21 protein-coding genes and 1 rRNA gene are annotated in these 23059 nt (G+C 51.8%); 20 read left to right on the forward strand and 2 right to left on the reverse strand.

Annotated features, from left to right (window positions below; all coding sequences use genetic code 11):
• From rrf to asnS, 20 genes are all read left to right on the forward strand, one after another.
• Positions 1–99, forward strand: a 5S ribosomal RNA gene (rrf, locus tag C5O23_RS10270); the annotation flags it as partial.
• Positions 100–447: 348 nt separating this feature from the next.
• The gene (locus C5O23_RS10275; protein ID WP_161553593.1) at positions 448–1896 is read left to right on the forward strand and encodes a capsule assembly Wzi family protein; all 1449 of its coding nucleotides are present in this window, start codon (positions 448–450) and stop codon (positions 1894–1896) included.
• A complete protein-coding gene (locus C5O23_RS10280; RefSeq protein ID WP_107032858.1) occupies positions 1893–2363 on the forward strand; it encodes a lipocalin-like domain-containing protein in 471 nt (156 codons plus the stop codon). Before C5O23_RS10275 ends, C5O23_RS10280 begins: the two co-directional genes overlap by 4 nt.
• Positions 2364–2391: 28 nt before the next feature.
• Positions 2392–3381, forward strand: a complete 990-nt coding sequence (locus C5O23_RS10285) for an NAD-dependent 4,6-dehydratase LegB (RefSeq protein WP_107032859.1) — start codon at positions 2392–2394, stop codon at positions 3379–3381.
• A 5-nt stretch (positions 3382–3386) separates the two neighbouring features.
• Positions 3387–4358: an ATP-grasp domain-containing protein gene (locus C5O23_RS10290; RefSeq protein WP_107032860.1), complete on the forward strand. Its 972-nt coding sequence runs from the start codon at positions 3387–3389 to the stop codon at positions 4356–4358.
• A 4-nt stretch (positions 4359–4362) separates the two neighbouring features.
• Positions 4363–5376: an N-acetylneuraminate synthase gene (gene neuB, locus C5O23_RS10295; protein ID WP_107032861.1), complete on the forward strand. Its 1014-nt coding sequence runs from the start codon at positions 4363–4365 to the stop codon at positions 5374–5376.
• A 62-nt stretch (positions 5377–5438) separates the two neighbouring features.
• The gene (rpoN, locus tag C5O23_RS10300; RefSeq protein ID WP_107032862.1) at positions 5439–6875 is read left to right on the forward strand and encodes an RNA polymerase factor sigma-54; all 1437 of its coding nucleotides are present in this window, start codon (positions 5439–5441) and stop codon (positions 6873–6875) included.
• Between the two features lie 34 nt (positions 6876–6909).
• Positions 6910–7515, forward strand: a complete 606-nt coding sequence (locus C5O23_RS10305; RefSeq protein WP_107032863.1) for a phosphatase PAP2 family protein — start codon at positions 6910–6912, stop codon at positions 7513–7515.
• A gap of 37 nt (positions 7516–7552) precedes the next feature.
• Positions 7553–8059 (forward strand): 5-(carboxyamino)imidazole ribonucleotide mutase, encoded by a 507-nt coding sequence (gene purE, locus C5O23_RS10310; RefSeq protein ID WP_107032864.1) that lies wholly within the window; start codon positions 7553–7555, stop codon positions 8057–8059.
• Positions 8060–8062: 3 nt separating this feature from the next.
• Positions 8063–9757: a (E)-4-hydroxy-3-methylbut-2-enyl-diphosphate synthase gene (gene ispG / locus C5O23_RS10315; RefSeq protein ID WP_107032865.1), complete on the forward strand. Its 1695-nt coding sequence runs from the start codon at positions 8063–8065 to the stop codon at positions 9755–9757.
• A gap of 10 nt (positions 9758–9767) precedes the next feature.
• Positions 9768–10733, forward strand: a complete 966-nt coding sequence (gene ribD, locus C5O23_RS10320) for a bifunctional diaminohydroxyphosphoribosylaminopyrimidine deaminase/5-amino-6-(5-phosphoribosylamino)uracil reductase RibD (RefSeq protein WP_107032866.1) — start codon at positions 9768–9770, stop codon at positions 10731–10733.
• Positions 10734–10736: 3 nt separating this feature from the next.
• Positions 10737–11303, forward strand: coding sequence for a GNAT family N-acetyltransferase (locus C5O23_RS10325; protein WP_107032867.1), 567 nt, complete (start codon positions 10737–10739; stop codon positions 11301–11303).
• Positions 11303–12715 (forward strand): D-alanyl-D-alanine carboxypeptidase/D-alanyl-D-alanine endopeptidase, encoded by a 1413-nt coding sequence (gene dacB / locus C5O23_RS10330; protein ID WP_107032868.1) that lies wholly within the window; start codon positions 11303–11305, stop codon positions 12713–12715. Before C5O23_RS10325 ends, dacB begins: the two co-directional genes overlap by 1 nt.
• On the forward strand, positions 12702–13310 hold the full coding sequence (locus C5O23_RS10335; RefSeq protein WP_107032869.1) for a hypothetical protein: 609 nt from the start codon (positions 12702–12704) through the stop codon (positions 13308–13310). The genes dacB and C5O23_RS10335 overlap by 14 nt, the downstream gene beginning before the upstream one ends.
• The gene (rsmI, locus tag C5O23_RS10340; protein WP_107032870.1) at positions 13310–14044 is read left to right on the forward strand and encodes a 16S rRNA (cytidine(1402)-2'-O)-methyltransferase; all 735 of its coding nucleotides are present in this window, start codon (positions 13310–13312) and stop codon (positions 14042–14044) included. Before C5O23_RS10335 ends, rsmI begins: the two co-directional genes overlap by 1 nt.
• Positions 14041–14919, forward strand: a complete 879-nt coding sequence (locus tag C5O23_RS10345; RefSeq protein WP_107032871.1) for a Cbp1 family collagen-binding glycoprotein adhesin — start codon at positions 14041–14043, stop codon at positions 14917–14919. Before rsmI ends, C5O23_RS10345 begins: the two co-directional genes overlap by 4 nt.
• Positions 14920–15048: 129 nt before the next feature.
• The gene (gene pulA, locus C5O23_RS10350; RefSeq protein WP_107032901.1) at positions 15049–17022 is read left to right on the forward strand and encodes a type I pullulanase; all 1974 of its coding nucleotides are present in this window, start codon (positions 15049–15051) and stop codon (positions 17020–17022) included.
• Between the two features lie 164 nt (positions 17023–17186).
• Positions 17187–18056, forward strand: a complete 870-nt coding sequence (gene purU, locus C5O23_RS10355; protein WP_255201602.1) for a formyltetrahydrofolate deformylase — start codon at positions 17187–17189, stop codon at positions 18054–18056.
• 319 nt (positions 18057–18375) lie between these two features.
• Entirely contained in the window at positions 18376–19917 is a 1542-nt protein-coding gene (locus C5O23_RS10360; RefSeq protein ID WP_107032872.1) for a pseudouridine synthase, read from the forward strand.
• Between the two features lie 24 nt (positions 19918–19941).
• Positions 19942–21333 carry an asparagine--tRNA ligase gene (asnS, locus tag C5O23_RS10365; RefSeq protein WP_107032873.1) on the forward strand — a complete coding sequence of 464 codons (1392 nt, stop codon included), beginning with the start codon at positions 19942–19944 and terminating at the stop codon, positions 21331–21333.
• Between the two features lie 85 nt (positions 21334–21418).
• On the opposite strand, the gene C5O23_RS10370 is transcribed toward asnS, so the two are convergent.
• Together C5O23_RS10370 and thiH are read right to left on the reverse strand one after the other, a co-directional pair.
• Positions 21419–21730 carry a phage holin family protein gene (locus C5O23_RS10370; protein ID WP_107032874.1) on the reverse strand — a complete coding sequence of 104 codons (312 nt, stop codon included), beginning with the start codon at positions 21728–21730 and terminating at the stop codon, positions 21419–21421.
• Between the two features lie 167 nt (positions 21731–21897).
• Positions 21898–23007 carry a 2-iminoacetate synthase ThiH gene (gene thiH, locus C5O23_RS10375; RefSeq protein WP_107032875.1) on the reverse strand — a complete coding sequence of 370 codons (1110 nt, stop codon included), beginning with the start codon at positions 23005–23007 and terminating at the stop codon, positions 21898–21900.
• Positions 23008–23059: the final 52 nt, after the last annotated feature.

Here is a 23059-nt window from a genome sequence, read left to right on the forward strand (position 1 = left end):
ATAGCGTGAGGGCTCCACCTCTTCCCATTCCGAACAGAGAAGTTAAACCTCACCACGTCGATGATACTACGAAAGTGGGAAAGTAGATAACCGCCCCCTCTAAACCGCGGACCGGATCCTGTCACAGCGACAGCTTCCGGCCCGCTTTTTTATATCCCTCCGCCCACCGGAAAAAACCGCTGACCCCTTATTTATTCACAGCTGGAATAAGGATGGTTCCGCTCATGGGATATAAATTTTGAATTATGTTTTTGTGGCGGCTGGGGATTCTCACGGATTTTGCCTAAATTTGTATCGGGAATGGTTTTATCTGTCCCAAATGAAATTAGAAAAATATTATTTTACAATTTAGAATCCTGTGATGGCATGAATTTTAGACGGCGATTCAGACAGTCGGCAGTGGCTTTTGCATTAGTTTTGCCTTTTGCGGTTTCTGCTGAACTTCCGATGAATTATGAGGGAGAGTTCAGTGTGGGAGCCGGAAGCGGTGATTTTGCGCCGTTTTATATTTCGTCGTTGCGTCACGGGCGTTTCACTCAGGCTGACAATGTGCAGGCGGAAGCCCGTCTCTGGCATGACATGGACTATGACCGGCGTTTTTCGTTCGGTTTTGGGTTTGACGTGATAGGCGGTTACTCTTCTGCGGTGAGCTATGAGCGCTATGACCGGGAAAGTAATTCATGGTTTTATCATTCAGAGCGTCCTTCAATGCTGAGAATCCAGCAGCTTTACGGCGAAATAAAATACCGCGGGGTGTTTGTCGAAGCCGGGATGAAGGAGCATGATTCTCCTATTCTGCCTCAGTCGCTGACGAGCGGAGATCTGGTGGAGAGCGGAAACGCGAGACCGATTCCGCAGATAAGAGCCGGTTTCTGGGATTTTCAGAACATACCTTTCACCAATGGCTGGATGCAGATTTCCGGTGAGGTGGCATTTGGCAAAATGATGGATAGTTCATGGTGGCGTGATCATTATAACTATTATTCCTATCATATCTGCGAGAACGAGCTTTATAATTACAAGCGATGCTATTTCCGCACTAAGCCGACTGAGCGGCTGTCTGTTACGTTCGGTATGCAGGCCGTTGCCGTTTTCGGGGGCACGAACCGTTACTATCGGCGTGGAGAACTTATACTTGAAGACAAATATCCGGCAGGGATAAAGGAGTTTTTCATGATGCTACTTCCTTCGAAAGACGGAGGTGAGGGATTTGTGTCAGGAAACCATCTCGGCACATGGGATATCAAAGCCAGATATGCTTTTGCCAATGGATCCGAACTATCGGCTTACTGTTCCTGGCTTTGGGAAGATGGCTCCGGCATAGGTAAACTCAACGGCTGGGATGGCCTCTGGGGTCTTGGCTATAAGGCAAAATCGAAAGGTTTGGTAAGTGGTGCCGTTGTGGAATATCTTGATTTCACGAATCAGAGCGGGCCTATACATTTTGCTCCGGTTGACAATCCGGGAACCACAGTGCCTGACCATGTTTCAGGTGCTGATGATTATTATAACAATGCCTCGCATAACTCATATGCCTACTACGGACAGTCGTTAGGCACACCGGCCATCATGGCGCCGATCTATAACCGCGACGGCTACCCCGGCTTCATCGCCAACAGTCTGCGTGGTTTCCACATCGGAGTGGAGGGTGAACTGGGCGGTGATATCAGTTATAGACTGAAAGGGGGCTACCGCAAAGCGTGGGGAACCTCGAAGGCTATGTTGAAAACTCCGATCCATGAAACGGCGGTTATGCTGGAGGCGAACTGGCATCCGGCTACGCTTGTCAAAGGACTTAGCCTTAACATGCAGGTTGAGCTTGACCGAGGTACGATGCCCGGAAATGCATTCGGCGCTCTTGTAGGGATCAAATATAAAATAAGCAGACAGAAATGAGACACAGACTGACCGATATATTTATTGTGTTGCTGCTGGTGCTTGTCACATGCGGCTGCACCCGGAATGATGGCGACATTGGCGATTATTTCGGCGAATGGCGTCTTGAAAAGCTTACTGCTGACGGAGAGGCCCTGCCGCTTTACACCGATGGAAGCGGTGTTGAGCTTTATACTTGGGCGTTTCAGGGCAAGATCATTCAGATTGTGGAGATGTTGCCCCGTCATGAATATGTGGAACATACCGGTTCATGGCGTGAAGAAAATGATGTGCTTGAATTGAATTTCAGCTACAGTGATGACGAGCCGGGCCACGAGCCGGGCTACAGGGCGCCGGCTGCGTTGCATCTGGTGAGCGATGGCATAACACGTCTGCACATCGACCGGTTTAAAAACCATCGTATGGTGCTCTCATATGTCGGAGCTGACGATGTAACATATACATATTATCTAAAAAGACCCTATTAACACAGACATTATATATACAATAAGAGATATGGATAAGGCAAAAACAAGAGTGCTCGTTACCGGAGCCGACGGATTTATCGGCTCTCATCTGACCGAGATGCTGCTGGCCGAAGGCTACGCAGTCAGAGCGCTTAGCCAGTATAATTCATTCAACAACTGGGGCTGGCTTGAAGAAGTAAGCAGCCCGGATCTTGAAGTAGTCACAGGCGATGTCAGAGACCCGAATTTCTGCCGCCATATTACCGAAGGCTGTGACACAGTCTATCATCTCGCCGCACTGATTGCGATTCCTTACAGCTATGTAGCGCCTGACAGCTATGTCGACACTAATATCAAGGGAACGCTCAATATGTGTCAGGCCGCCCGCGACTGCGGGGTGCGCCGTCTGATTGTAACCTCGACCAGTGAAGTTTACGGAACGGCAAAATATGTGCCTATCGACGAGTCCCATCCGCGTCAGCCGCAGTCGCCCTACAGCGCTACAAAGATCGGAGCCGATGCCATAGCACTCAGTTTCTACAACGCATTCAGACTGCCGGTTGTGATTGCGCGTCCGTTCAACACTTACGGTCCGCGTCAGAGCGCCCGTGCCATAATTCCTACGATCATCACTCAGATCGCATCCGGAATGCGCGAGATAAAAGTGGGCGATCTCACACCTACCCGTGATTTCAATTTCGTAAAGGATACGGCAGCGGGTTTCATTGCGCTCGGCCGCGCAGAAGGCATAGAAGGCCGAGAGATCAACATTGCCACCAGCACAGAGGTCACCATGCGCGAAACGCTTGAAACAATAGCAAGGATCATGGGCGAAAAGGTAGACTATGTGACGGATCCGCAGCGTCTGAGACCCTCAGGCAGCGAAGTGTTCAGGCTTTGCGGTGACAACAGTCTGATAACATCTCTGACTGACTGGCGTCCGCGCTACAGCCTGGAAGACGGACTGCGCGAGACGGTGGAGTGGTTTACCAAGGGTGATAACCTGTCGAAATACAAGAGCGGTATCTATAACGTCTGAGGCTTATGGCAGAGGGTAAAAAGAGAATCAATATCCTTTTTCTCGGAGGAGCCAAACGGGTTTCTTTCGGGCGAAAACTCATAGAGGCCGGAAACCGGATGGGGCTTGAGATCGGAATCTACAGCTATGAACTTGAAGCTGAAGTGCCCGTAGCGCTCATAGGCGGTATAATCATTGGTCGCCGTTGGGGTGCGCCTGACATACTTGATCATATCCATCAGATTGTCGGAGCCTATCATATCGATGTGCTGTTGCCGTTTGTCGACGGTGCGATCTCGATAGCCGGGGCCTATGTGGCCACCTACGGCGATGCGTGGTCACCGGTTGTCAAACCGGGGCTGGCCGAGACTCTGTTTGACAAAGTGCTTTCAGCCTGTGCTTTCGAGAGCGCAGGTCTGAAAATACCGACAACATATCGTGGAGGCAAGCCTGTGTTTCCTCTGATAGCCAAGCCGCGGCGCGGATCGGCTTCCAAGGGAATTGAAGTGCTGAACGGAATAAGCGATTTCCGCCGGCTCCAAAATGTCAGTGACGAATATTTGCTTCAGACATATTATCCGAAGAGAGAGGAATACACTGTTGACTGCTATATCACACAGAAAGGCGAAACCCTGTGCGTGAGCCCGCGGCGCAGACTCGAAGTGGTAGGCGGCGAAGTTTCCAGAACGGTTACAGTCGATGATCAGGATATCTTTGAATCCTCACGTCAGGCTGTAGAGCGTCTCGGACTGCGCGGAGCCGTGACCCTGCAGTATCTGCGTGACCTTGAAAGCGGCCGGCTGATGCTTATGGAGATCAATCCGCGGCTTGGCGGCGGAGTGGTATGCTCGGTCCATGCCGGAGCCGATATTCCGGCGATGATTCTTGCGGAAGCTTGCGGGCAGCCTTATGACGGCAGCCGTGAAGTCAGAAGCGGAGTAATGATCTGCCGCTACTTTGAAGAAGCGGTATTTGATGTTAAAAAAAATTTCCATTGACTGTATGAACGACGCAGAAAAAATAATCATCATAGCCGAGGCCGGCGTAAATCACAACGCCTCGATGGAAATGGCGCGCAGGATGGTGGTGGAAGCCGCCCGTGCGGGAGCGGATTATGTCAAATTCCAGACTGCGGTGCCTGAACTGGTCATCTCATCGATAGCCCCCAAGGCCGAGTATCAGAAAGAGACCACCGGAGAGGCCGAATCACAGCTTGAGATGTGTAAGGCAATCCATCTGCCTCTTTCGGCCTATCCTGAACTGGCAGCACTCTGCCGCGAGGAAGGCATCGGTTTCATGAGCACTCCGTTTGACCTTGTGAGCATCGACTCCCTTGCGTCTCTTGATATGGACTACTGGAAAATTCCATCCGGCGAGATAACCAATCTGCCCTATCTGCGCAAGATCGCTAAGACCGGCGGCAAGGTGATACTTTCGACTGGAATGTCGACCATTGACGAGGTAGCAACCGCAGTCGAGATCCTCGAAACCGGAGGCATAAACCGCAAAGACATCATATTGCTGCATTGCACAACCCAGTATCCTACACCTTACAGCGATGTGAATCTCAAAGCTATGGACAGTCTGCGCCGGCTGAACACCGGTGGCGTGGGCTATAGCGATCACACACTTGGAATCGAGGTTCCTGTCGCGGCCGCCGCACTTGGCGCAAAGGTGATAGAAAAGCATTTTACACTTGACAAAAATCTGCCCGGACCAGACCACCGCGCCTCGCTCGATCCGGCTGAGCTCGCCGAGATGGTAAAGGCCGTGCGCCATATAGAAAAAGCGCTGGGCAGCGGCGTGAAGGCCGTGGCAGACTCGGAGCGACCGAATATAGAAGTAGCCCGCAAGAGCATTGTTGCCTCACGAACCATTGTCAAGGGTGAGATGTTCACAGAAGAGAACATTACGGTCAAGCGCCCCGGCAATGGCATCAGCCCGATGCAGTGGGACAGTGTGATCGGTCAGGTGGCCAAAAAGAATTTCGCATATGATTCTCTGATCGAACTGTAGCGCTGCGGCGATGTGTCAGCGACAGTAAAAACAGCAGCAGTCATCACGGCATTGTAACAGAAATGAAAGAATCACTCAGATTATCGCTTTCCCAGAAACTCCAGCAGAGGCTCTCGCCCCTGCAGATGCGTTTTGTGCGTATGCTTGAGATGACCGGTCCGGAAGTGGAGGAAGAGGTAAGGCGCGAGCTTGATGACAATCCGGCGCTTGAGATTGCCGACCGCAGCGACAGCGAGACCCCGGAGGATGATTTTCACGAAAGTGCCGAAGAGATGCAGCTCGCAGATTACAAGGACGATGACGAGATTCCGGCCTACCGGCTTGAAGCGCGTAATTCCTCGCGTGATGATGTCTATTATGAACCGGTGGCCGTAGCCGGAGAGAATTCCCTCGGAGAATGGCTCATGAACCAGTTGCGGGAAACCGATATAAACGACACTGAACTTCTTGCTGCCGGTTATATTATAGGGAATCTTGATGACAACGGTTATCTGACCCGCACGCTCCCGCAGATTCTCGATGATCTTGCTATAAATGCCGGACTTGAGCTGACTATGGAGCAGCTTGGTGCTGTAGCCGACCGCATCCGAGCCCTTGATCCGGCCGGAGTATGTGCATATGATCTAAGAGATTGCCTGTCATTACAGCTCAAAAGGCTTGAACCGACTCCTTCACGTAAACTCGCACTGGAGATAGTAGACTATTATTTCGACCTTTTCTCTCTGCGCCATTACGACCGTCTTGGAGCGGCATTGGGCATTGACCGTGACAGCCTGCGGGAGGCCATAGACGTGATCCGTTCGCTTAATCCAAAACCAGGAGGCATTATCGGTGACAGTGAAGCCGATGTACGTTCGCGGCATATAATACCCGACTTCAATGTAGAAGTAGACGGTGACAGTATCACCCTGACGCTGCTTAACAACATCCCTGATCTCACTATCGAAAAGAGCTTTTCAGCTGATGCCGAAAGCTTTTCAGTGGCTTCGACAGCCGCCTCACGGAAGGATGCGATGGCGTTTGTCAGCCGCAAGCGTGAGGATGCCACAGACTTCATTGATCTGCTGCGCCTGCGCCAGCAGACTCTCTACAATGTCATGGCGGCGATAGTCAGACTTCAGCGCGATTTTTTTGTCAGCGAAGACGAGACTCGCCTGCGGCCCATGATTCTCAAGGATGTCTCGCGCGAGACAGGCTATGACCTTTCAGTGATCTCAAGAGCGACGGCCGGCAAATATGTCTCGACCCCTGTAGGCATCTATCCATTGAAATTCTTTTTCAACGAGCGTGTAGGAGGAGATGATGAAGAGACATCCTCGCGTGAGATCCTTGCAGTGATTCGCGAGATCATCGAGGGTGAGGACCCGCTCCATCCGTTCAGCGATGACGCGCTTATGAAAGAACTCAACGACAGGGGCTATGAGATAGCCCGACGGACAGTATCGAAATACCGCGAGCGCCTTGGCCTGCCGGTGGCGCGTTTGCGGAAAGGCATATAGCATGAATTAACGTTATATTTATAATCAGAGAATAATGAAAAGAATTTCGGAAATATTGTCGGTCTTGTTTTCTCCGCTGCTGGTTCCCACCTATGGCATGATCCTGGCCGCATTTCTTACCATACTTAGATATCTGCCGGTCAATCTTCTTTGCACGGCTGTCGGAATAACTTTTGTCATCACCTGTCTGATTCCAGTGTCTATCATCATGGCACTCTTCCGGTCAGGCATGGTCTCTGATCCGGGGCTCAACGAGCGCAAGGAGCGATACTTGCCCTACGGAGCTGTGGTGCTCTGCTATCTTGGCTGCGGATTTTTCTTTTTCAAGGCGAGCGCCCCGCTGTGGCTGCCTATGTTCTTCGCCGGTGCCGCACTGGCAACGGTGATAAATGTCGCGGTCAACTACTGGTGGAAAATCAGTGCCCACGCAGCAGCGATGGGCGGACTCGTGGCCCTGCTGTTCAGAATCGTAGCATCGCACTACGCGCTCTATAATATGAATCTCTGGCTTTCGGCCGTTATAATTCTGGCGGGAGCTGTGATGACAGCCCGTGTATATCTCGGACGCCACACATTGTGGCAGGTACTTGCCGGATGCGCCAATGGATTCATCTGCGTATATCTGATGTCAATGCTCTGAAAAATTTAACCTCTACATATTAATAAATTAACATATCATGAAACCGATCGTAAGTATAATAATGGGAAGCACCAGTGATCTTCCCATCCTCAAGAAAGCCGCCGATTTCCTCAACCAGATGGAGGTGCCGTTTGAAATGAACGCACTGTCGGCCCACCGCACACCGTCGGAAGTTGAAAGTTTCGCCCACGGAGCGCAGGAAAGAGGCATCAAAGTCATTATAGCCGCCGCAGGCATGGCAGCCGCGCTGCCGGGAGTGATCGCGGCGATGACACCGCTGCCCGTGATCGGCATTCCTATCAATTCGACTCTCAGCGGCATGGACGCACTTTATTCGATAGTCCAGATGCCTCCGGGCATCTCAGTGGCAACAGTCGGGATCAATGCCGGCATGAATGCTGCCATCACAGCCGTGCAGATTCTCGCTCTTTCCGATCCAGCACTTGCCGAACGCTATGAAGCTTACCGCGCGACCCTTTCAAAGAAGATCGTCAAGGCCAACGAGGAACTCAAGGATGTTAAATATGACTTTAAGGTCGACTGACAGATGACAGAAAGCAAATCAAAGACACTTGATTTCAACTATCGGCGGAGAGCCACCTGGCCAGTGAAAGTCGGGAATGTCACTATTGGAGGCGACAATCCCGTGCGCCTTCAGTCAATGACATCGACAAGCACTATGGATACCGACGGTTCCGTGGCTCAGATCAAGCGGATAGCTGATGCCGGAGCCGAGATAGTGCGTCTGACAGCCCAGGGAGTCCGTGAGGCTGAAAATCTGGCTGAAATTTCAGCCAGACTCCGGGCCGACGGCTGCTCGGTGCCACTTGTTGCCGATATACATTTCAATCCGCGGGCTGCGTTTGCCGCAGCCTCACGGGTTGAAAAAGTGCGCATCAATCCAGGCAATTTCGTTGATCCTGGCCGTGTATTCAAAAAGATCGACTATACCGATGAGGAATATTCAGCCGAGATCGAAAAGATAGAGGAAGGGCTGGTTCCGCTCCTCGACATATGCAGGGAACATTCCACCGCCTTGCGCATCGGTGTCAACCACGGATCACTTTCAGACCGCATCATGAGCCGCTACGGCGATACGCCGGCCGGAATGGTGGAAAGTGCTCTTGAATTTCTGCGTGTCTGTCTGCGCCACGACTTCCGTGATGTGGTTATCTCGATAAAGGCATCGAATGTCTGCGTGATGGTCGAGACCGTGCGCCGTCTTGTCGATGCGATGGCCAGGGAGGACATGCACTTCCCGCTTCACCTTGGAGTGACAGAGGCCGGTGATGCCGAGGACGGACGCATAAAATCAGCCGTCGGCATCGGTAGTCTGCTTGCCGAAGGCATCGGTGACACAATCCGTGTATCGCTCAGCGAGGAACCGGAATGTGAGATCGAACCGGCAACCGGCATCGTCAAGTTCATCGCTTCGCTGTCTTCCGGCCCGGAAGTCGCGGCAGTCACTGTCGGAGAGGATTATGACAGCTATAAACCTTCACGGCGCAAAAGCCGCTGGACTGACAGACTTCCGCAGGTTGTTGGCCTTGATATTGACCCCGATTCATTATCCGGAGCCTTGGCGCTCAAGGCTGAAGACGGAATCGCACCTGAGCTGATTGAGGAGCTTAAGGCTGATTCTGACCGCGTGGTAGTGCTCGGTTCCGAAGTCTCCAACGCGCTTGGCCACCTCAGGGCATTCCTTACCGTGCTTAAGAGCGAGGGGGTGGAAAATCCGGTGATTGTCTGTCGGGATTACACTGGGCTCAGTGAGCAGGAGCGCACAATTGCAGCATCGGTTGAATTCGGTTCGCTGCTGCTTGCCGGTTTTGCCGACGGAGTCTGGATCAAAGCCTCCGGCGAAAGCCGCGAGCGGCTGACAGCGCTTGCTCTGAATATACTTCAGGCCACCAGACTGAGAATCTCGAAGACCGAATTCATATCATGTCCCGGCTGTGGCCGTACGCTCTACGATCTACAGTCCACACTGCGAGAAATCAAAGCCGCCACCTCGCATCTCAAGGGATTGAAAATCGGAGTCATGGGCTGTATAGTCAACGGTCCGGGCGAGATGGCCGACGCCGACTATGGATATGTAGGTGCCGCCGCCGGTAAGATAAGTCTCTACAAAGGGAAAGAGTGTATTGAAAAAAATATTCCTGCCGAAGAGGCTATCAGCCACCTTGTCAGCCTTATCAAGGCCAATGGTGACTGGGTTGAACCGTCAGGCCCGGTGCGATAAAAAACTGCGGATGGAGATAAACGAAAAATATATGCGCCGGGCACTCGATCTCGCGCGTCACGGTCTGCTTGACGCATCGCCCAACCCGATGGTCGGAGCGGTCATCGTGGGGAATGACGGGCGGATCATAGGCGAGGGATGGCACCGCCGTTGTGGCGAAGGTCATGCCGAGGTCAATGCCGTGGCCTCTGTCAGAGACAGGGAGAGTCTGCTGGACTCTACTATGTATGTCACTCTCGAACCTTGCTCCCACTATGGCAAGACGCCGCCTTGCGCCGACATGATAATAGAGCGGGGCATACCGCGGGTGGTGGTCGGTACGGCCGATCCATTTGCCAAGGTATCAGGCAGGGGTATAGCGCGGATGAAAGCAGCCGGGATTGAGGTGGTCACTGGGGTCCTTGAAGACGAATGCCGTGCTTTGAACCTCAGGTTCATGACCGCTCATGAGAAACAGCGTCCGTTCATCACCCTCAAATGGGCGCAGAGCCGCGACGGTTTTATCGACGGAAAAATCTCAACACCGCTCACCTCTATGCTCGTGCACAAACTTCGGGCCACGCATGATGCCATCCTTGTGGGGAGCGGGACAGTGCTTGCCGACAATCCGTCGCTCTCAACTCGTCTCTATGCCGGAAAATCGCCGGTCAAGGTAGTGCTTGACAGGCGCAGGCGCGTCGGACCTGAAGCCGGAATATTCAAAGGTGATATCCCGGTGATCATGATGTCGGATTATGGATTGCTCGGAGACGCCATGTCGGAACTTTACCGTAAGGGAATCACATCAGTCCTTGTGGAAGGCGGAGCCCAGGTGCTCGAATCGTTCATGAAAGAGGACCTTTGGGATGAAATCAGGGTGGAAATCTCGCCGGAGTGTATCAATGGCCGTGTGAAAGCACCCGATCTTATCCGACTCCCGTTTGTTATAGACAGTGAGACTGTTGACGGCCATCGAATCATAACATATAGAAATTAGAAAATGGAAATAATAAAGGCCAGAAAGGCTGACGCACCTCTGATAGCCCGTTCAATAATGGATGCAGTGGGAGCGGAAATATGTGAGAACCTTGCAGGCGAAAACAGAACGCTTGCAGATGTGGAACGCCTGTTCACCACGCTGGCTGAAAGAGATGACAGCCAGTACAGCTATCTCAATACACTTGTGGCAGCCGATGATGGCGGAAAGGCTGTAGGAGTCATAGTGTCCTATGACGGGGCTCAGCTCGCCGAACTGCGCAAGCCGTTTTTTGAGCTTGTCAAGACTGTCCTTGACAAGAACCTTGATGATGTCGAAGATGAGACTGATGCTGATGAATTTTATCTTGACACACTGGCAGTGCTTCCAGAATACCGCGGGAAAGGTATAGCCGCGATGCTGATTAAGGGAGCTGTGGAGAGAGCGGCTGACGCAGGCAAGCCGGCCGGACTGCTGGTTGACAAAGATAATTACCGCGCCCGCCGTCTATACGAGCGTGTAGGTTTCCGCGCGGTAGGAGAGCGTCCGTTCTGTTACGTCATGATGGACCATATGCAATTCAAAGGCTGATGGTAATCAAGAAAATTTGCCGCATAGCGGTCACCGCCGTTATTTTTCTGAGCGGGGCTGTCTCGGCCTCTGCCTTTCCGCTGCGTGTCAGCGGCATTGACTCAGTCAACACCGCAATCCTTATCCGCGATCTGCGTTTCGGCGCGGATATAGTTTCGGAAAACGTAGACAGGTCACTGATTCCGGCGTCAGTCATGAAGTCAGTGACCGTAGGGTCGATGCTGAACCTTGCTGATACGAGCGAATGTTTCATCACACCCGTGGTGGCCGATGGAAGCATCAGTGACGGAGTGCTTTCAGGCAATATCGTGGTCAGAGTCTGCGGTGATCCGACAATCGAATCACAGTTTCTGCCGTCATCCCAGGGCTTTGCCGACAGCATTGCCGCCGGTCTGCGCCGGCTTGGCGTCACATCCGTCACCGGCGATGTCATAATTGACTCCTCCGATTTTCCAGATGCCACTACTCCTCCGGGATGGATGGACGAGGACATACCGTGGCCATATGGAGCCAGACTTCAGGGAGCCAATTTCCGCGACAACAGATTCAGACTGCGTCTGCCCTCGAAAGAGACTGAGCCTTTTGTGCCTGATCTGAAATTCTCCTATACGAATCCAAAGCGCCGCAGGGTCAAGATAGACCGCAAGGACGGATCCGAGACCTTCATTGTCAGCGGGAATCAGCGTCGCGGACTCAACGACGTGTTCTCCATGCCCAATCCGTGGAAAGCCATGCGCCATGAGATAGTGACCGTGTTGCATGACAGCGGGATTGAAATCGGAGGCAACAAGACCGCCTATTCTCAGGACTCATGGACTGTCTATGAACATCATTCGCCGAGCCTCGGAGAAATCATGCGCAGCCTGATGTTCCGGTCAGACAATCTTATGGCAGAAGGGATTCTGCGGGCCATCACCCCTGGGGGCACCCGCGAGGATGCCATAAAGGAAGAGATGGCGGTGTGGTCTCTGTCAGGAATCAGCCCTCACGGCGTAGTGATCAAGGACGGCAGCGGACTCTCGCGTGACAACCGTCTGACAGCGCGTTTCCTTGCCGGAATCTATCAGTATATGATCACAGATCCTTTCGGCGGTGACTACAGTTCGCTCTTCCCTCGTGCCGGATATGACGGGACGATGCGCAATTTCCTTTTGGGGACCTCTCTGGAAGGGCGCGTGGCCATGAAGACCGGTTCGATGAGAGGAGTGCAGAGCTATGCGGGCTATCTTTTTGATGAAAACGGCCATCCGACCCATGTGATAATTTTTATGGTCAACAATTTCCGTTGCAGCCGTGCGGCGTTAAAAAATGACATAGAGAGATTGTTATTAGAAAAATTTGACGTAAGTTTGCAGTCTGAAAATCTTTCAGAGGAAGAGACTATAACTGAAAATCCGAATGATGAACAATGATATGACCGGCCTGCTGAACCTGGCCTACGAGATAGAGGGATTGCTGTTGCTCCGGATCAACCGCGGCGACGAGACTCCGTCTGAAATGAAAGAGCTGCTTGCCGGCAAGGCAAAGCTGCTTGCCGATGCGCTTGCAGCCTGCGATGCCGCGGTAGTCTGTGACGCTCCGGCAGCCGATGCCGATGCCGCGGTTGAGGAGCAGGAGGCCGAAGCCGAGGCTGAGATTCCCGCCGAGACAGCGGCTGTCAGCCATGAGGATGCCGATGTCCGGACTCCGGAATCTGAAATAGCGGAAAGCGTCGAGGCTGAAGAAAAGGCCGATGCCGATGAGGCGCCGTCAGGACTGACTCTTGACGAAAAACTTGCCCGCGAACGTGCGGCTGATATTTCAAAGGCTTTCACTCTGAATGACCGCTTCCGTTTCTGCCGTGAACTTTTCCGCAACTCAAACGAGGAGTTCAAGGAGACACTTGAAGTGATAGGCTCGATGGCCGATATGGATGAAGCCGAGGAATATTTCTACAACGATCTCTGCTGGGATTCAGAAAAGGAAGAGGTCAAGGAATTCATGGCTATAGTCGCAAAACATTTCTGATGGGCAGACTCTATATAGTTCCTACCCCGGTCGGTAATATGGCCGATATGACACCGAGAGCCATCGAGGTGCTTAAGAGCTGTGACCGCATCTATGCCGAGGACACAAGGACTTCGGCAGTGCTTCTGCGCCATTTCGAAATCACCACCCCCTGTTCGAGCCATCATAAGTTCAACGAACATGCCACAGTAAGGCCGATCATTGACCAGCTTCTTGCCGGAGAGACAGTTGCGCTGATCTCGGATGCCGGCACTCCGGGCATCAGTGATCCGGGATTTCTGCTGACACGTGAGTGCCGGCGCGATGGAATCGAGGTGGAAACCCTGCCGGGTGCCACGGCTTTTGTGCCAGCGCTCGTAAATTCAGGGCTTCCTACAGACCGATTCACATTCGAGGGATTTCTACCGCCGAAAAAGGGCCGTCAGACAAGGCTGGAGAAAATCGCCGCCAGTGACTGCACCTCAATCATCTATGAATCGCCGCTGAGGCTTGTGAAGACACTTGAGCAGCTTGCAGTGGCTTGTGGCGGAGAGCGAGAGGCTTCTGTCAGCCGTGAGATCTCGAAACTGCATAACACCACCGTCAACGGAACGCTCGACGAACTGAAGAATTACTTCACAGAAAACATTCCGCGAGGAGAAATTGTTATAATCGTAGGTGCACGGGATGATAAGGCACCTAAGGTACATAAGAATAAATATAGACAAAACTCACATTCAACAACAGATTTATGAAAAAGCTTGCAACCTTGGCAGTTATTGCTACTGCAATACTCAGCGCCTGTAACGGAGGTAAACTTCGTGAAGCCGAAGCTCAGAATGAACAGCTGAAAGGCGATCTTTGTGAGACGCTTGCCACCCAAGACAGTCTTCTGGTTCTTGTCAATGACATTTCAGACGGCATGAATCAGATCAAAGATCTCGAAAAGATCATCTCGACTCCCGGCTCACTCGGTGAATCGGTGTCACGCAGAGACCAGATCAAGAATGACATGATCGCCATACAGAAAGCTCTTCAGGAGCGTCGCGAACGTCTTGCCGAACTCGAAAAGAAACTTGCCGACAACGGCGGTGAGAGCAGCACTCTCAAACGTACAATCGCAAATCTGAAAGCGCAGATGGCCGAGCAGCAGACTGAAATCGCCACTCTGACAAATCAGCTTGCGAGCGCCAACATCCGAATTGAAGAACTTAACAATCAGGTGACTCATCTGAACAGCGACGTTGACTCGCTCAACACCGGTCTGACAGCAGAACGCGAGCAGAAAGAAGCCGCGCAGGAAGCTGCCAATGCCGCTACCAACGAACTCAACACTGTATATTATGCCATTGGAACCGGTAAGGAACTTAAAGAAAAGAAGATTCTTCAGTCCGGTTTCCTCCGCAAGACCAAAGTGATGGAAGGCAATTTCGACATGAGCTATTTCACCGCCGGTGACCGTCGCACCCTCGCCGAGATCCCCACTCACAGCAAGAAGGCCAAAGTGCTCACCTCTCAGCCCAAGGGTTCCTACACGATCGTTGACGTCAATGGTCAGAAAGTAATAAGAATTTCAGATCCAGCAAAATTCTGGCAGCTTTCAGACTTCCTGGTGATCGAGGTTGACTGATGACCGGCTCGGATTGATAAAAAATATCATTATATACATACTTACCTATCGGGAGTTCGCGCTCCCGATTCTTTTCATTTTAATACCATATCATTCAATCCAATGCATCAAAGATCAATCTATCTGACAATGCTCGCATTAAGCGCATCCGTAGCCACAAAGGCAGAGAACCCCGATGCAGTCTTTCAGACTTATCCCACCTATTCCGGTGAGGATCTTGAACTGACAGTGGACAGCAAGGGAACACACTGGCGTCTGTGGTCGCCTAAAGCTCAGGCGGCAAGAGTGATTCTCTATGACAGTGACCGAAACACACAAGCTGTGGATACTATTGACATGACTCGCGGCGAGGGTGGAACTTGGGTTGCGGCAGTGCCGCGTCAGCTCTACGGCTCATTCTACACCTTCTCGATTCTCGACAACGGCAAGTGGCTTGACGAAACTCCCGGAGTCTGGGCCAAGGCTGTCGGTACCAACGGCCACCGTGCGGCGGTGATCGATTTTGCCGCCACTGATCCGGAAGGGTGGGAGAGCGACAAGGGCCCGGCCATCGCACATATCAACGATGCCGTCATCTATGAGATGCACCACCGGGATTTTTCGGTCGACCCGTCATCCGGTATAGTCAACAAAGGAAAATTTCTCGCTCTGACCGAACCGTCAACCACCAGTCCTGACGGCGAAGCAACCGGAATTGACCATCTGAAAGAGCTTGGCATCACGCATGTCCATATTCTTCCGTCATACGACTATAACAGTGTCGACGAAGCAAATCTGCCTTCCAACCAGTATAACTGGGGTTATGATCCCTACAACTACAATGCGCCCGAAGGCTCCTATTCGACCAATCCGGCCGATCCGTCAGCAAGAATCCGAGAAATGAAAGAGATGGTCAAGTCGCTGCATGACAACGGCATCGGAGTGATCATGGACGTGGTCTACAATCACACTGCCGACAATGACAACTCCAATTTCTCTCTGACCGCTCCCGGCTACTATTACCGTCACCGTCCTGACGGCAGTTACAGCGATGCGTCGGGCTGCGGCAATGAGACAGCTTCTGACCGCCGGCAGATGCGCGACTTTATTGTCAACTCTGTCAAATACTGGGCAAAGGAATATCACATTGACGGATTCCGCTTTGACCTGATGGCCATTCATGATATCGAGACAATGAATGAGGTGGCTGCCGCGCTGAAAGAGATCAATCCTGATATTTTTGTCTATGGCGAAGGCTGGACAGCAGGTGACTCGCCTCTGCCTGTCAGCCAGCGCGCTTTGAAAGAGAATGTCAGCAAGATGCCTCAGGTGGCAGTGTTCAGCGATGACATCCGAGATGCTGTCAAGGGCCATTATACCGATGCCTCTGACCGCGGATTCGCCACCGGTAAGCCCGGACTGGAAGAGACTGTGAAGATCGGTATTGTAGGTGCCACAGCCCATCCGCAGGTAGACTATTCAAAGGGCAACAACTCTAAATTCGCCTATGCCTCGGCTCCGACACAGATCATCAACTATGTTTCGTGTCATGACGACCTTATGCTCACCGACAAGTTGCGCAAGTCGATGCCTGACGCAAGCGAGGCCGACCGTCAGCGCGCGGCACGTCTGGCCCAGACCATAGTGTTCACCTCGCAGGGCACACCATTTATGTTTGCCGGCGAAGAGATTTTCCGTGATAAGAAAGGAGTCCACAACTCCTACAAGTCGCCTGACTCGATCAACGCTATCGACTGGAATCTCAAGCATGTCAACCGCGAACAGTTTGACTATTACCGCGAGCTGATCAAGCTGCGCAAGGAGCATCCTGCATTCAGAATGGCTACAGCCGATCAGGTGGCCAGGCATCTGAAATTTGACAATGTCAAGGAACCGAATCTCATTTCCTATTCACTGAAAGACCATGCGAACGGCGATCAGTGGAAAGAGATCAAAGTGGTGTTCAACGGAGCCGATGAGGCCCGTGAAGTGAAGATTCCGCGCGGTAAGTGGCTTGTGATCGCTGATGACGGCCGCATTTCCGCCTCAGGACTTGGCGAAAGCAAGGGCGGCAAAATGACAGTGGCTCCGCGCTCGGCTCTCATACTCGCCTTGCCGCAGTAGAAGATTGTTTTTCCGGCAATCTTTGCAAGATATAGGCCCCGCGCTTCAGAAGCCTTCAGCTTCCGGAGCGCGGGTTTTTTATGCTGATGTTTTTAGGGTAGTGGAAAATTGAGTATATTTGCGGAATATTGAAATTAGTTACTTATCTGAAAAAGCAAACCGTCGTGGATAACAGAAAGAAACCTACCGCCATCCTGCGTATGCACTGTCCGGATCAGCCCGGAATCATAGCTGTAATAACAGATTTCATCACAACAAACAGAGGAAATATCATCTATCTCGACCAGTATGTAGACCGTCAGAACGGCATATTCTACATGCGCGTAGAGTGGGAGCTTGAAAACTTCATGATCCCGGCCGAAAAGATCGATGAATATTTCAACACCCTTTATGCCCGGCGCTATGAGCTGACCTACCGCATCAGTTTCTCGACCCGCAGGCAGCGTATGGCTATCTTCGTCAGCAAGATGTCACATTGTCTCTACGATATGCTCGCGCGCCATATGGCCGGCGAGTGGGATGTTGATATTCCTGTGATCATCAGCAATCATCCTGATCTCGCTATAGCCGGAAAGCAGTTCGGCATACCGTTCGAGCACATTCCGGTCACACGCGACAACAAGGAGGAAATGGAAAAACGTGAGTTTGTGATACTTGACCGGCATAAGGTTGATTTCATAGTGCTTGCCCGTTACATGCAGGTGCTTTCAGAGGATTTCATCAGGCGATATCCTAACCGCATCATCAACATACACCATTCCTTCCTTCCGGCTTTTGTAGGAGCCAAGCCTTACCATCAGGCCTATGAGAGAGGCGTGAAACTCATCGGAGCCACGAGTCACTATGTCACAGCCGACCTTGACGCCGGACCGATCATAGAGCAGGACGTGGCCCGTATCTCACACAAGGATACCATCGATGAACTTGTCAAGAAAGGCCGTGATCTGGAAAAAATAGTGCTATCGCGGGCCGTTGAAAAGCATATACAGCGTAAAATACTGACATATAACAACAAAACCGTTGTGTTCAGCTGATGCCTGCTCGGCGTTGCTGCGAAAAAGGCTTGAAAAAATAGCAAAATTTTCATTGTCAGGATATAGGAAAAATTGAAAATAATGATTACTTTTGCAGTTGTGTTGGCCAAGCAGGAGAGCCTGGCATCACAATTACAATATCCGATAGGAAATCAACGATAATAACGATATTCTATTCACTCAACTATCAAGTATTTAAATTTGCAGCTGAACCATAGCTGAAAATCAAAAAAAACAACCGTAACCAATAAGCCGCGAGGCTTTGATCAAAAATTAATCCATACTGTATCTCAAACTTCCAAAATTCAGAAAACCACTCATGGACAGCAACGAAAAGAAAAGCAAACGCCCGCGAATCGGAGTTCGCCCCATCAATTCAGACAGTGTAGAAAACCGCAGTGACTTCTCATCACAGGAAGGTGGACATGAGGGCCAGGAACGCCAGGAACGTCATCAGTCTTCCTATGGCAACAGCTCTTATGGCAACAACCGTCCATATCAGCCGCGTCCCTATAACAACAATCGTCAGGGCGGCTATAACAACAACCGTTACAACAATAACAACCAGGGCGGTTATAACCGTTACAACAACAATAATAACCGCTACAATAATAATTATCAGCCCCGTCCGCAGGCTAATCCCCAGCTCGAAGGAGAGCCTCAGACTTCACCCGAAGGAAGCGTGAACGCAACTTCATCAGAAGGCGAAAACGCAGGCGGAGGCTATCAGCCCCGTTACAACAATAACCGTTATAACAATCAAGGCGGCTACAACAACAATCGTCAGGGCGGCTATAACAACAATCGCCAGGGCGGCTACAGCAACAATCGTCAGGGTAGCTACAACAACAACCGCCAGGGCGGCTACAACAACAATCGTCAGGGCGGCTACAACAACAACCGCCAGGGCGGCTACAACAACAATCGTCAGGGCGGCTATAACAATAACCGTTATAACAATCAGGGCGGCTATAACAACAACCGCCAGGGTGGCTATAACAACCAGAACGGCTACAACAACCGTCAGGGTGGATTCAAAAAGCAGGCTCCCCGCCAGAACCAGTATGGAATGCCGCAGGGAGGTCGCAGCTTCACTCCGCGCCCCCGCCGCATAGAATATGAAATGCCGCTGCCCGATCCAAATGAACAGATCCGTCTCAACAAGTTCATGGCCAATGCAGGTCTCTGCTCGCGCCGCGAAGCTGATGAATTCATCCAGCAGGGTCTGATCAAGGTCAACGGCAATGTTGTCACCGAACTCGGAACAAAGATCTCACACAGCGATGTGGTTGAATATGATGAAAAGGTAGTGGCACTGGAAAGCAAGTGCTACATCCTGCTCAACAAGCCGAAAGACTGCGTGACCACCAGCGATGATCCCAACGGACGTCTGACTGTGATGGATCTCGTCAAGGGAGCCTGCGACGAACGCATCTACCCCGTAGGCCGTCTCGACCGCAACACAACCGGTGTGCTTCTGCTTACCAACGACGGCGATCTCGCTTCCAAGCTGACCCACCCCAAATATGTCAAGAAAAAGATCTACCATGTCTGGACTGACAAAGATATAGCCGAAGAGGATATGCAGCGTATTGCTGACGGCATTGAGCTTGAAGACGGACCTATCCACGCCGATGCTATCTCATATGCCACCGACACTGACCGCAACCAGGCCGGTATCGAGATCCACTCCGGACGCAATCGCATCGTGCGCCGTATCTTTGAAAGCCTCGGCTATCACGTGACCAAGCTCGACCGCGTCTACTTCGCCGGACTCACCAAGAAGAACCTGCCCCGCGGTCGCTGGCGCTATCTGACCCAGGAAGAAGTAAACTTCCTCAAAATGGGCTCGTTTGAATAATCATTACTAATCAGACTCTTGCAAATGAAAAGAACAAAAGTAGCTGATCTGCTCAAAGATTCGTCTTTGATCGGAACCGAGGTTGAAGCCAAAGGCTGGGTGCGCACCCGCCGCGGCAACAAACACGTGCAGTTTGTGCAACTCAGTGACGGCTCTACAATAAAAAATATACAGATCGTGTTTGACATGGCCAAGTTCAGCGATGAGGAACTCAAACCTGTCACAACCGGATCAAGCATCTGCGTCAAAGGCATGCTCGTCGAGTCGCAGGGCAAAGGCCAGACCTGCGAAGTGCAGGCCGAGAGCCTTAAGGTCTACGGCACAGCCGATGTTGAAAGCTATCCCCTGCAGAAGAAGGGCCACACATTGGAATTCCTTCGCGAGATAGCTCACCTGCGTCCCCGCACCAATACGTTCGGAGCCGTGCTGCGAGTGCGCAGCGCACTGGCTTTCGCCATCCACAAATTCTTTAACGAACGGGGATTCCAGTATCTCCACACTCCGCTGATCACAGCGAGTGACTGTGAGGGTGCCGGAGCCATGTTCCAGGTCACAACCCTTGACCTCAACAACCTTCCCAAGACTGAAGACGGCAAGACCGACTATTCTCAGGATTTCTTCGGCAAGCCGACCGCACTGACTGTGTCAGGTCAGCTCGAAGGCGAGCTCGGCGCCACCGCTCTCGGTGAGATCTACACATTCGGCCCGACTTTCCGCGCAGAGAATTCAAACACTCCGCGCCACTTGTCGGAGTTTTGGATGATCGAGCCGGAAATGGCTTTCTATGACATCACTGACAACATGGATCTTGCCGAGGAGTTTGTGAAATACTGCATCAACTATGCGCTCGAACACTGCATTGATGACATCACCTTCCTTCAGGATATGTATGACAAGGATCTCATCGAGCGTCTGAAGTTCGTGGTCGAGAATGACTTCGTGCGTCTGACTTACGGCGAGGGCGTGAAGATTCTTGAGGAATCAGGCAAGAAGTTCGAATTCCCTGTGCACTGGGGCACCGACCTTCAGAGCGAACACGAACGCTATCTTGTGGAAGAACACTTCAAGAAGCCCGTGATCCTTACAGATTATCCGAAAGAAATCAAGGCCTTCTACATGAAGCAGAACGAAGACGGCAAGACAGTCCGCGCTATGGACGTGCTCTTCCCGCATATCGGTGAAATCATCGGAGGTTCTGAACGCGAGGAAAATTATGACAAGCTTCTGGCCCGCATTGAGGAACTCGATATCCCGATGAAGGATATGTGGTGGTATCTCGATACCCGCCGCTTCGGTTCAGTGCCTCACTCCGGCTTCGGTCTCGGATTCGAACGCCTGGTGCTCTTTGTTACCGGCATGACCAACATCCGTGACGTCATTCCTTTCCCGCGCACTCCGGGCAAGGCTGAATTCTGATAATACTGAATCATTTTCTTTATATAGTAGAAACGCCGGACTCCGAGAAGGAATCCGGCGTTTTGTTTCGTAGAGAGCCTGACTGTTACTGCATCTGCGAAGAGGTGGGGATGGTTGATGCCTGACTTTCATCAGTAGCGGATGAAGCTTTTTTTTCTGCTGTGGCTATATCTTTCTTCTCATTTTCGATGAAGCGCTTCATTTCGCCACGGCGCTCTGAGGCACGGCCTATGAGCATGAAAATTCCGCCGACAATTATCAGCGCGCCGAATGTGACGGCGGTGGTCCATGACGCGAGAGCCACAACTCCGACAAACATCGTTATCATATATGCTATTACCACTCCCATCAGGAGTATGAAGCCAATCCAGAAAAGGCCTTTGCCAAAAGATTTCATAAGACAGTCAAATAGTTTTATAAGTGAGTAATGTTATATATAATAAATGGCTGCGGAGTGAAAAAGTTTTGTCATGCAGCAATAAAACGCTGATAAAAACTTCAAGAGCCGGCTGACAGGGTTGTCCAACCGGCTCTTGTATTGGTGTGTGGAATTACACTCTCAGGTCAATCGAAGATCTTGTCCCAGTCTTTCCAGACGGCTTCATATCCGAGGCGGCGGATGTCGGCTGCCACAGCTTCAGGCGAGCGTGGGTCAGACACCTCGAACTGTTCGAGTGCGTCAGGCGTAGAGCAGTATCCGCCCGGTTCGGTCTTGCTTCCGGCACTCATGGAGGTGACACCGAGTTTCATCATATTGGCGCGGAACTCCGGATCCTCGCGTGTAGAATAAGATATGTCCACATCGTGGTCGAATATGCGGAAAGCGAATGTCACCTGAGCCAGTTCGCGGTCGCTCATCACGACCTTGGGCTGATAGCCGCCCTCGGCCGGGCACATGCGCGGGAAATTCACGCTGTAGCGGGTGCGCCAGTAGTTTTTGCGCAGATAGCGCAGGTGGCGGGCAAGCATTGCAAGGTCGGTGCGCCAGTCTTCGAGACCTATGAGCACTCCCATGCCGATTTTGTGGACCCCGGCCTGGCCCATGCGGTCGAAGCCGTTGACGCGCCAGTCGAAAATGGACTTCATGCCTTTGGGGTGATAGGTCTTGTAGTTGGCGGCATTGTAGGTCTCCTGGAAGCATACCACTCCGTTAAGACCGCTTTCAACCAGCCGTGCGTAGCTTTCGGTCTTCATTGGCATCACTTCGATGGTGAGATTGTTGAAATAGGGACGCGCCACTTTCAGCACCTTTTCAAGATAGTCTACGCCGTTGAGGGCCGGGAATTCACCGGATACGATAAGCAGGTTTTCAAAAGGACCTAAACGGCGGATGGCCTCGCATTCGGCCTTGACCTGATCAAGGGTCAGTGTGACTCGTTCGAGGGGGTTGTTGTGGTTGAAGCCACAATACACACAGGAGTTAGTACACGCGTTAGACACATAGAGCGGAATGTAGAGAGAGATGGTTTTGCCGAAGCGCTCCATAGTGTAGCGGTGACTAAGCTGCGCCATCTGTTCGAGATAAGGCTCCGCGGCAGGCGAGATCAGTGCCATGAAGTCTTCGACACTGAGATGCTGCTTGCGCAGGGCACTCTCGACGTGAGCTGCCGTGCGAGACTGGATGAAACGTGTGGTCTCATCCCAGTCATATTTTTTTAGTTCTTCTGAAAACATAAGAGTTTTGGTGTTTATGTTTTTGCAAGAGGCCGACGCGAGAGAGCAGCGT

Source organism: Duncaniella muris (assembly GCF_003024805.1).
GTDB lineage: Bacteria > Bacteroidota > Bacteroidia > Bacteroidales > Muribaculaceae > Duncaniella > Duncaniella muris.

Excerpts from the sequence above, each read along its gene's own strand:
- C5O23_RS10360 (WP_107032872.1), top strand. The coding sequence starts at position 18,376 with ATGGACAGCAACGAAAAGAAAAGCAAACGCCCGCGAATCGGAGTTCGC.
- purE (WP_107032864.1), top strand. The coding sequence starts at position 7,553 with ATGAAACCGATCGTAAGTATAATAATGGGAAGCACCAGTGATCTTCCC.
- C5O23_RS10280 (WP_107032858.1), top strand. The coding sequence starts at position 1,893 with ATGAGACACAGACTGACCGATATATTTATTGTGTTGCTGCTGGTGCTT.
- asnS (WP_107032873.1), top strand. The coding sequence starts at position 19,942 with ATGAAAAGAACAAAAGTAGCTGATCTGCTCAAAGATTCGTCTTTGATC.
- neuB (WP_107032861.1), top strand. The coding sequence starts at position 4,363 with ATGAACGACGCAGAAAAAATAATCATCATAGCCGAGGCCGGCGTAAAT.
- C5O23_RS10335 (WP_107032869.1), top strand. The coding sequence starts at position 12,702 with ATGATGAACAATGATATGACCGGCCTGCTGAACCTGGCCTACGAGATA.
- C5O23_RS10275 (WP_161553593.1), top strand. The coding sequence starts at position 448 with ATGAATTATGAGGGAGAGTTCAGTGTGGGAGCCGGAAGCGGTGATTTT.
- ribD (WP_107032866.1), top strand. The coding sequence starts at position 9,768 with ATGGAGATAAACGAAAAATATATGCGCCGGGCACTCGATCTCGCGCGT.
- thiH (WP_107032875.1), bottom strand. The coding sequence starts at position 23,007 with ATGTTTTCAGAAGAACTAAAAAAATATGACTGGGATGAGACCACACGT.
- C5O23_RS10305 (WP_107032863.1), top strand. The coding sequence starts at position 6,910 with ATGAAAAGAATTTCGGAAATATTGTCGGTCTTGTTTTCTCCGCTGCTG.
- rsmI (WP_107032870.1), top strand. The coding sequence starts at position 13,310 with ATGGGCAGACTCTATATAGTTCCTACCCCGGTCGGTAATATGGCCGAT.
- pulA (WP_107032901.1), top strand. The coding sequence starts at position 15,049 with ATGCTCGCATTAAGCGCATCCGTAGCCACAAAGGCAGAGAACCCCGAT.
- ispG (WP_107032865.1), top strand. The coding sequence starts at position 8,063 with ATGACAGAAAGCAAATCAAAGACACTTGATTTCAACTATCGGCGGAGA.
- C5O23_RS10370 (WP_107032874.1), bottom strand. The coding sequence starts at position 21,730 with ATGAAATCTTTTGGCAAAGGCCTTTTCTGGATTGGCTTCATACTCCTG.
- C5O23_RS10325 (WP_107032867.1), top strand. The coding sequence starts at position 10,737 with ATGGAAATAATAAAGGCCAGAAAGGCTGACGCACCTCTGATAGCCCGT.
- C5O23_RS10290 (WP_107032860.1), top strand. The coding sequence starts at position 3,387 with ATGGCAGAGGGTAAAAAGAGAATCAATATCCTTTTTCTCGGAGGAGCC.
- C5O23_RS10285 (WP_107032859.1), top strand. The coding sequence starts at position 2,392 with ATGGATAAGGCAAAAACAAGAGTGCTCGTTACCGGAGCCGACGGATTT.
- rpoN (WP_107032862.1), top strand. The coding sequence starts at position 5,439 with ATGAAAGAATCACTCAGATTATCGCTTTCCCAGAAACTCCAGCAGAGG.
- C5O23_RS10345 (WP_107032871.1), top strand. The coding sequence starts at position 14,041 with ATGAAAAAGCTTGCAACCTTGGCAGTTATTGCTACTGCAATACTCAGC.
- dacB (WP_107032868.1), top strand. The coding sequence starts at position 11,303 with ATGGTAATCAAGAAAATTTGCCGCATAGCGGTCACCGCCGTTATTTTT.